Below are 8780 nucleotides of genomic sequence, written 5' to 3' on the forward strand. Positions count from 1 at the left end.
GGCTCTTCCAATTAAAACTGGCCTACGAACGGATTGGCAAACAGCAGGATCAGCGCGATAACCAGCGCGTAAATACCGGTGGACTCGGCCATTGCGATACCAAGGATCATGGTACGGGTGATATCGCCCTGTGCCTCCGGCTGACGGCCGATTGCGGAGCACGCCTGACCGGCGGCATAACCCTCGCCGATACCAGGGCCAAGGCCGGCGATCATTGCCATACCTGCACCAAGAGCGGACATACCTGCTACGAATGCTTTGGGATCCATACTTTTCTTCCTCCTAATTCAGATAACGAAATTGGAATTTGTTTTTTCTTCACGTCAGCTGTTGCGTGCGTCGCCTACATAAGCCATGGTGAGCATACTGAAGATGAACGCCTGCATGCAGGCCGTGAAGCAGTCAAAATACAGCGACAGCACACCGGGCAGACCGATCTGCAGCAGCGCGATATTATCGGGCAGGAAACCCAATACCGCATTAGACAGCACCTTGAGTGCGCCCATGATCAGCGTGGTGATGACAAGGCCGCCTGCCATGTTGCCGAAGTGACGGAACGACATGGAGACCGGCGTTGCGATCTCGCTGAGCACGTTGAGCGGCGCCATGACGAAGATCGGCTCGAGGAACCCCTTGAGGTAGCCCTTGATGCCGCCGTACTTGATCTTATTGAACGTGATCAGCACGAACGTGATGAGCGCCCAGCCGAGCGTGGTGTTCAGGTCTGCCGTGGTGGAGCGCATCCAGAACAGGCTGGCCAGTGAACCGAACAGCGAGCTCATCATCAGCGTCATAATGTACGGCGAGAAAGCCTGACAGCCTTCTCCCATCGTGCTTTCGACCAGACCGTCGATCATCAGCACCGCCTTTTCGGCCAGTGCCTGCTTGCCTTTGGGGATCTTCTGCATGCGGTGTGTTAAAAAGATACACAGGAACAGGATAAACGCCATGATGATCCATGAGTTTCTCATGGTCTCCGTGATCGGCAGATTGGTATTGCCGAACAAATAACCCAGTATTTTAGGACCGTTTATTTCGACGTTCAACCGTTTAACCTCCTTTCCGCTGAACTGCGTGGCGCCAGAGGAGCAGCGCCTTGGTGAAAAACAGCGGAATGACCGCTGCAGCTGCGTTCAGATACGGCAGCTTGATCGCCGCGATCACGAACACCGCCGTGAGCATGTAGCGAACTACATAGCCGCGCCGCGTAATGCGAATGCCCTGTGCCGGTGGAAAGGCGGTTGCCCTTACCGTGCTCCTGCCGATCATGTAGAACAGCAGCAGCGCGAACGCCGTACCGAGCAGAACGCTTGCGCCGGACCGAGCGATGCCCTGTCCGCAAAGAGCGAACACACCGAAGGTCACCAGCGCCAGCGGGAGCATGCCGCGCAGCATGCGCTTCGTTTCCTCATAAACGATGTGCATTTCCGTCACAGCTCCTTTTCTTTCTCTGCGCTTTCTCTGGCTTTGCGCTCGGTAAATCGCAGAAAGTCACGCAGGCTGCAGGCTGCAACCGCGATACCGAGCAGGATTCCGATAATCACCACACCGTTGCCCCAACCGAACCGGTTGCGGAGCCATATCGCTCCGAAGCAGCAAAGCACCGGCGGTGTGATCACTGTGAAGCCTACCTGAGAAAAATAGATCAGGTAGCGCAGCACACTAAAGCCTTCTTTCCCTCTTTGCAATCGCATTCCCCCTTCATGAACGCCATAGCAACATTGTACAAAATGCAGCGTGCTCTCTCGGCACGCTATATTACTTATTATAAACAACTTGCCCAAAAAGTAAAATACTTTTGCTCAGAAAAGCTAAATATTTTTTGTGACTTTGTGTCGTATCATACATTCTGCATAAATTATTCTTATTAAGTATATACAAAATGCCAGATTGTCTTTTTTATCACAAAGGGAAAAAGACGCAGCATTCCCCATTGTTTTTTCTTACCAGCACGGCTGCGGGCAAAAGAAAAAAGCAACGACTTTCATCGTTGCTTTTTTGTGCTTGCGATATGTATTTCCGTTTAAGGATTACAGGAAACGCTTCATGTCTTCGGTAGCAGACTCCGGCTCCTCGCTGAGCGAAACGGTGAAGTTTACGCTATGCTTGGAAGAGAATGCGTCCAGAGCGGTGAGGAACTCCTCAGCCTTGGCTGCGTCCTTGCCGCCGATGATCTTGTACAGACCGTCGATGAAGACACGGGTGATATCGTAGTTGCCGGCATGCAGACCGCCGACAAAGCCGAGCAGGCTTGCGATGTCGCTAACCGGATAATCCGCTGCGTCGATCAGACGTGCGTCATGCGAGATATCGAAAGTCAGCTTGTTGCCGCGGGAAATGCAAACGACACTGCCCTTTTCTTCTTTTACTGCAGCGTTGACCTGATCAATAAGCTCCTTGGTCTTACCGGAACCGGTACCGCCAATAATAAGTTTTACCATAGTTTTTATCCTCCCAACCTTTGAGGTTGCTATTAGTGTACCATAGTTTAGCCAAAATCACAAGTCCGAATTGCAAACTTTCCGTCATTTTGTATGGTAAATTTCTCACCCTTCCCAATTCTGTTCGGAAAACGCCGGATTTTGACGTTATTTTGCATCTTTTACAACATTTCCTGCAAGGCCGCGCACAAAGGAAATAAGCAGCTCAGGCAGTCCGAGCGCGTCCACACCGGCTTGGGCGATGATGGGAACGGTCAAAACCGTCTCTCCGCCGGCGGATACCGTCATTTCGCCCAACCGCTGACCGGCCTGTATCGGCGCGGCGAGCGTCTCCGGCAGGTCGAACGCGGTCTGCATATCCCCTGCTCTCGTCTTTTCAATCACGAACGAGTCGCTGCCCTCGAGCACCGGCTGCACGGTCTCCGCGGTGCCGAGCGTCACCGGAATGGGTGCCAGATCGTCAGCCGCAGGCATGTACGCCGTGAAGTTGGCAAAGCCGTAATTGAGCAGCGCGGTCGCGTCCGCTGTGCGGTTCTCCTTGGTGGGCGCCGCCATCACGACCGCTACAAGGCTCAGTCCGTCCCGCTCGGCACTTGCAGAAATGCAGAAGCCGGCCTCGCGGATATAGCCGGTTTTGAGACCGGTCAGACCCTGATAGCTTTTGAGCATCTTGTTCGTGTTCGCCAGACCGAATTTGCCGCCGCGCACGGTGTCCATCCAGATGCCGGTGTACTCCAGTATTTTCGGGTGGCGCAGCAGCTCGCAGGAAATAAGCGCAAGATCGCGTGCCGAGGTCAGCGTCTTTTGACCTTCGCCGTCCAGTCCGTTGGCGTTGATGAACGTTGTGTTCGTACAGCCGAGTTCGCGTGCGCGCGTGTTCATCCGTTCGACAAAGGCGGCCTCTGTGCCCGCCAGATGCTCCGCTACCGCAACCGCACAGTCATTCGCTGAACCGACCGCAATCGCCTTGAGCATTTCATCCAGTGTCAGCTGCTCGCCCGGCTCCAGCCAGATCTGCGTGCCGCCCATCGAGCAGGCGTACTCACTGCCGGTTATCATGGTGTCCAGTGTCACCTCGCCGCGCTCGAGCGCCTCCATCGCCAGCAGCATGGTCATGATCTTTGTCACCGACGCAGGCTGCAGCTGCTCGTCGGCGTTATAGGCGTAAAGCTCCTGCCCGTTTGCCGCATACAGCGCCGCCGATTTCGCGTAGAGCGCGCCCATTTCGGGCAGCGCCGCCGCCTGCACCGTAAGCATACCGCTGAGTAAAGCGGTACAGATTATCTTCTTCACTTCTGTTCACCCCTTTATGACAGGCTATGTGCCGGACGGATAGATTATGCAGTCAGGCAGGAGTTAGGAGCGAGGAGGTTTCCTTAATTAGTAATTAGGCGTTAGTAATTGGCGGAATCTGGTGTGTTCTTCCAGCGTTCCGGATTTCTTGGCGAGAAATCGCTATTTCTTGGCGAGAAAGTACACAGTGAACGGGATTTATCGTACGGAAAATCCACAGAGCAGAGAAGAGTACAGAAGAGCAGAGAACAGTACAGTACAGTAGAGCAGACCAGAGCAGAGAAGAAAAGAAAAGAGTAGATATTACAGCAGAGAACAGCAGCGCAGAACAAAATTGAGAATGGAGAATGGAAAATGACTGACTGATCCTGATTTGACGATTCTGATGGAGAGAGTGAATTTATTTCTCTGAATAAAAAATGGAGAATGCTCTCCCATCGAGTTCATTCTCCATTCTCCATTTTCAATTCTCCATTACCTTCCACGGTGCGACCGTACCGAACGAATGAAAGTTCCACCGTGCCTCGGTGAGCGACAGCCCATGATTCTGGTCGCTCGGCTTATCCGGCTCGCCTTCGACATCGTAATCAATCTCCCAGCCGCACATGGGGCAGATATACCCCCACGAAGGATTCTCGGGAATCTCTGCGCCGCAGCACGGACACGGCTCGGTCGGTGTTTCCGGCAGCCAGCTCATATCCGGCTCGGGTTCCTCGTCCTCGGATACGGCATCCGGCCGGAAGTACGGGTCGAGCACCTCCTCGTCCTCCTGCTCCTGCACGCCGTCGAAAAACGCCTCCGGCAGAAAGGCATACTCGTCCTTATTCAATTTCGATCAGCACCGGACAATGATCCGAACCGAACACGTCGGTCAGGATACGCGCGTCCTTGACCCGCTGGGCAAAGCGGTTGGACACGAGGAAATAGTCGATACGCCAGCCTGCGTTCTTCTCTCTGGCGTGGAAACGGTAGCTCCACCACGAATACACGCCCTCGAGCGTGGGGTTAAAATGGCGGAACGTATCCGTAAAGCCTGCGGCGAGCAATTCGGTCATCTTGCCGCGCTCCTCGTCGGTGAAGCCTGCGTTCCTGCGGTTGGTCTTGGGGTTCTTGAGGTCAATTTCCTCATGCGCGACATTCATATCGCCGCACACGATGACCGGCTTCTCCGCATCCAGCTTTACCAGATACTCGCGGAAGGCATCCTCCCACGTCATGCGGTAATCCAGGCGCTTGAGTTCATTCTGCGAGTTGGGCGTATACACGGTAACGAGGTAGAATTCGCCGTAGTCGGCGGTGATGACACGGCCCTCGTGGTCGTGCTCCTCAATGCCAAGACCATAGGTGACGCTCTGCGGCTCGGTTTTGGTGAACAGCGCCACACCGGAGTATCCCTTCTTCTCTGCCGAGTTCCAGTATTCGCGGTAGCCGCCCTCGAGCGGCACATCGGCCTGTCCCGGCTGCATCTTGGTCTCCTGCAGGCACAGCATATCCGGCTGCTCAGCGGCGACAAAATCAAGGAACCCCTTGCCCATGCACGCACGCAGACCGTTTACATTCCATGAGATCAGCTTCATTTGCGTTCTCCTTTACGCTACGATGCGGACGGTATTGCCGTCCGGGTCGAGCACAAAACTGCCGTAGCAGCCATCCTTGCCGACGACAGGGCCATCCGTGATCTCATAGCCCTCCGAGCGCATCTGCTCGGTCAGTGCGTCCACGTTCTCGCGGGTGCCCGCCTTGAACGACGTATGCGCCCAGCCGGTCCACAGACGCGAGTGCTCGGCGTCCTCAAACTGCGGACGGGTCACAATTTCAAGCCGTGCGCCGTCGGCAAAGGACACAAAGCACGCCTGCGTGCCGGTCTCCTCGTTCTGGTACAGCTTGCCCGCCGTACCGTCAAAATATTTGGTGTAAAATTCACACAGACGCTCTAAATCGCGTGTATACAGTGCAATATGGTCGATCTGCATAACAGAAACTCACTCCTTTACAATACCGCTCTCATCAATGCGGCGAACCGCCTCTGCCATGCGCTCGGGCGGAACGACAAGCGCCATGCGGACGTAGCCTTCACCCTGCGCACCGAAGGCGCTGCCCGGAACCACGATAACGCCGGTCTTTTCCATCAGCTCAATGGCGAAGTCCACCGAGGACGCAAAGCGCTCCGGAATCTTCGCCCAGACGAACATGGTGCCCTGTGCATCCGGCACGTTCCAGCCGATCGAGCGCAGACCGCCGCACAGTGCGTCGCGGCGCGCCATGTAGCCGGTGCGGTTGCTCTCTACCACATCCTGCGGACCATTGAGCGCGGCAGCCGCACCCGCCATGATCGGGTAGAACATGCCGTAGTCGATCTGCGAGCGGAACGCGCGGAAACGGCTGATGACCTCGCGGTTGCCGAGTGCGAAGGAGACGCGCATGCCGGTCAGGTTGTAGGTCTTGGACAGCGAGTTGAACTCAATGCCGACCTCCTTCGCGCCCGGAATGGACAGGAAGGACAGACCCTTTTCCCCGTTCAGCATAATGTCGGAATACGCGTTATCGTGCAGAACGATGATGTTGTGCTCACGCGCCCAGAGGACCAGCTTTTCGTAGAACTTACGGTCGGCAACGGCAGTGGTCGGGTTGTTCGGATAGGAAACGACGATCGCCTTTGCACGCTCTGCCACGTCCTCCGGAATATCGTTAAAGTCCAGCTGCCAGTTCTTCTCGGCGTACAGCGGGTACAGACCGACCGTTGCGCCGGTCATCATCGGGCCGAACGAGAAGATCGGGTAGCCCGGGTCCGGTGCAAGGATCAGGTCGTTCGGGCCGGCGAAGGCAAAGCCAACGTGTGCAATGCCCTCCTGCGAGCCGCACACAGCCATGATCTCGTCGTCGGCAAGCGTGACGTCATAGCGGCGCTTGTACCAGTTTTCTACGGCGTCGAGCAGCTCGCGCGTTTCATTCAGCGAATACTTGTACATATCCGGGTCGAGCGCAGCGCGGCTGACGGCCTCCATCACATGCCGGCCCGGCTGAAAATCCGGCGTGCCGATGGACAGGTTGATGACGTCCATGCCGCCTTCGAGGAGCGACTTCTTGCGCTCGTCGAGCTTGTTGAAAATATTGCTGTCTGCGATTTCTCCCGCTTTGATGAATTTCATGCTGATTATCTCCCAAGTAAAAATTCTATAACCGTCCGGTTGAAGCGGGACGGCTGCTTTGCTGCAACAAAGTGGTCGCCGTCGCGGAAAACCTCCACTTCACAGTGGGGAATGTGCGAGGCCATCTCCTTTGTCTGCTTTTCGCGTATTGCATCATGCTCGCCGACGATGATGAGGGTCGGCATGGTCAGCCGCTCCAGATCGTTCATCGTCACCCCGTACGGGTGCACCATCAGTCCGAGCACATCCCTTCGGCGCGCCGCTTTTTTGCTGAAACGGCTCAGCGCCGCAGCAACACCGTAGCCTGCCATAACGGGCAGCTGAACCTGCGGCTTGACGCCGCTGAACATCTCCACATTGGCCGCGTTGAGGATGAGTTTATCTATATATTCCGGGTGCGTCAGTGCGAATTTGATCGCCAGATTGCCGCCGTCCGAAAAGCCGAGGAAGTGCGCTTTTTTCACGCCGAGCGTGTCCAGCACGGTTTTGAGATCCTCCGCCATCATTTCAAACGACAGGCCGTGCCCGCCGCTCCCGGAGGCGCCGTGCCCGCGGCTGTCCACCGCAATAACGCGGTAAAAGCGGGTCAGCTCGGGTATCTGGGCGTTCCAGTACGAGCTGTCCTCGCCGTTGCCGTGCAGCAGCACAAGCGGCTTTCCTCGGCCGACATCGTAATAAGCAATCCGGGCATCGCCGCACACGACGAATTCCGGTTCATAACCGAACATATCTATTTCAAACCCTTTCTGCATTGCTCCACAAAATCAGTCGGGTGATGGATGAGCGCGGCGGTCTCCTCCACGGAATGGCCCTCGTCCAGCAGGCGAAGTGCGATGTGCTCCATGGACTCACCGACCTCGATCATGTGCCAGTCCGGGTCGTACAGGCGCACCACACGCTGCTGCCACGCATGCGTCATCGGCGGATGCACCAGTTCCACGTCCAGGTGTCCGCGCAGCTTTTCCGTGAACGCGTCAAAGTCGTCCACCTCAAAGTAAAGCTCCATGTTGTGCGACTGGTGCAGGATCGTGGATTTGGGCACGCCGGTCAGCCTGTCAAAATCCTGCTGCACGGAAAAGCCGCCGGAAAACGTCACGTTTCCGCCTAAATCCAGCACAACCTCCTGATCGAACAGATCATGGTAAAATTTCTTTGAAATCTCCACATCACGCACCGCCAGCAGCGGCATTCGGAACTTTATCATAGTGCAGCCTCCATCAACCCAAACCAAAAGCGGAAAATCCACTCGGAATAGAAACTAAATTTTCTGTTTGGCTTCTATTTTATCACATTTTGATGAATCGGTAAAGTAGGCATAGAAAAAGGGAATGAATTTTACTTCATTCCCTTCTTTGCGATCAGATTGTCGCCAGAACGCTCTTTGCAAACTCCAAATCCGCACGTTTAACGTAGATCTTGTAAACGAATCTCACCTCGGCATTCATGCCGAACGTACCGGACGAACGCCGGTTTTCCAACAGACCGCCGCTCATCAGATCGACCGTTTTCGTGGTTGCGTCTATGCCTTTCGCGCTGAGTGCCTTAACGATTTTGTCCAGTTCCTCCATGGTAGAGACTTCGGTAAGCTCTGTTTTGAACAGCATTGCATTCCCTCCCTGTGCAATTCCGTAAATAATTATCCTGCCTTGTGCTTATCATACCCCGGAGAGTGCGCCTTGTCAATCGTCATACGGCAGTCGGATTACAGTTTTAACAAACACAAGGAAAAGAGATACAAAAGCGTAAAATTAAATTAAGACATAACAAAAACCCGAGTTTTCGTTAGAAAACTCGGGTTTCGTGGTACACCATCACGGGCTCGAACCGTGGACCCACTGATTAAGAGTCAGTTGCTCTACCAACTGAGCTAATGGTGCATACGCAGAAACTTCAGAAT

The 8780-nt window shown here is 54.9% G+C and carries 13 protein-coding genes and 1 tRNA gene; all 14 read right to left on the bottom strand.

The window, feature by feature from the left end; all coding sequences use genetic code 11:
- Positions 1-11: 11 nt before the first annotated feature.
- A complete protein-coding gene (gene atpE, locus ACWVX6_RS05685; RefSeq protein ID WP_110436663.1) occupies positions 12-269 on the bottom strand; it encodes an ATP synthase F0 subunit C in 258 nt (85 codons plus the stop codon).
- Positions 270-323: 54 nt separating this feature from the next.
- Complete coding sequence (locus ACWVX6_RS05690; RefSeq protein ID WP_242988059.1) at positions 324-1046, bottom strand: F0F1 ATP synthase subunit A; 723 nt, start codon at positions 1044-1046, stop codon at positions 324-326.
- Positions 1047-1050: 4 nt separating this feature from the next.
- Entirely contained in the window at positions 1051-1425 is a 375-nt protein-coding gene (locus tag ACWVX6_RS05695; protein WP_110436662.1) for an ATP synthase subunit I, read from the bottom strand.
- Positions 1426-1430: 5 nt separating this feature from the next.
- Positions 1431-1688, bottom strand: a complete 258-nt coding sequence (locus ACWVX6_RS05700; protein WP_158557226.1) for an AtpZ/AtpI family protein — start codon at positions 1686-1688, stop codon at positions 1431-1433.
- Between the two features lie 342 nt (positions 1689-2030).
- Positions 2031-2441, bottom strand: a complete 411-nt coding sequence (locus tag ACWVX6_RS05705; protein ID WP_117490610.1) for a hypothetical protein — start codon at positions 2439-2441, stop codon at positions 2031-2033.
- A 147-nt stretch (positions 2442-2588) separates the two neighbouring features.
- Complete coding sequence (locus tag ACWVX6_RS05710) at positions 2589-3734, bottom strand: D-alanyl-D-alanine carboxypeptidase family protein (RefSeq protein WP_455152601.1); 1146 nt, start codon at positions 3732-3734, stop codon at positions 2589-2591.
- Positions 3735-4197: 463 nt separating this feature from the next.
- A complete protein-coding gene (locus tag ACWVX6_RS05715; RefSeq protein ID WP_455152602.1) occupies positions 4198-4563 on the bottom strand; it encodes a CPCC family cysteine-rich protein in 366 nt (121 codons plus the stop codon).
- Positions 4556-5311, bottom strand: a complete 756-nt coding sequence (locus tag ACWVX6_RS05720; RefSeq protein ID WP_118761512.1) for an exodeoxyribonuclease III — start codon at positions 5309-5311, stop codon at positions 4556-4558. Before ACWVX6_RS05720 ends, ACWVX6_RS05715 begins: the two co-directional genes overlap by 8 nt.
- Positions 5312-5323: 12 nt before the next feature.
- Positions 5324-5707, bottom strand: a complete 384-nt coding sequence (locus ACWVX6_RS05725; RefSeq protein ID WP_110436655.1) for a VOC family protein — start codon at positions 5705-5707, stop codon at positions 5324-5326.
- A 9-nt stretch (positions 5708-5716) separates the two neighbouring features.
- The gene (locus tag ACWVX6_RS05730; protein WP_110436654.1) at positions 5717-6883 is read right to left on the bottom strand and encodes an aminotransferase class I/II-fold pyridoxal phosphate-dependent enzyme; all 1167 of its coding nucleotides are present in this window, start codon (positions 6881-6883) and stop codon (positions 5717-5719) included.
- Between the two features lie 5 nt (positions 6884-6888).
- Entirely contained in the window at positions 6889-7611 is a 723-nt protein-coding gene (locus ACWVX6_RS05735; RefSeq protein ID WP_158578100.1) for an alpha/beta fold hydrolase, read from the bottom strand.
- A gap of 2 nt (positions 7612-7613) precedes the next feature.
- Entirely contained in the window at positions 7614-8084 is a 471-nt protein-coding gene (locus tag ACWVX6_RS05740; RefSeq protein WP_270418015.1) for a VOC family protein, read from the bottom strand.
- A gap of 157 nt (positions 8085-8241) precedes the next feature.
- Positions 8242-8487, bottom strand: coding sequence for a hypothetical protein (locus tag ACWVX6_RS05745; protein WP_455152603.1), 246 nt, complete (start codon positions 8485-8487; stop codon positions 8242-8244).
- A 197-nt stretch (positions 8488-8684) separates the two neighbouring features.
- Positions 8685-8760: transfer RNA gene (locus ACWVX6_RS05750), tRNA-Lys, on the bottom strand.
- Positions 8761-8780: the final 20 nt, after the last annotated feature.

It is taken from the genome of Butyricicoccus sp. (assembly GCF_977037065.1).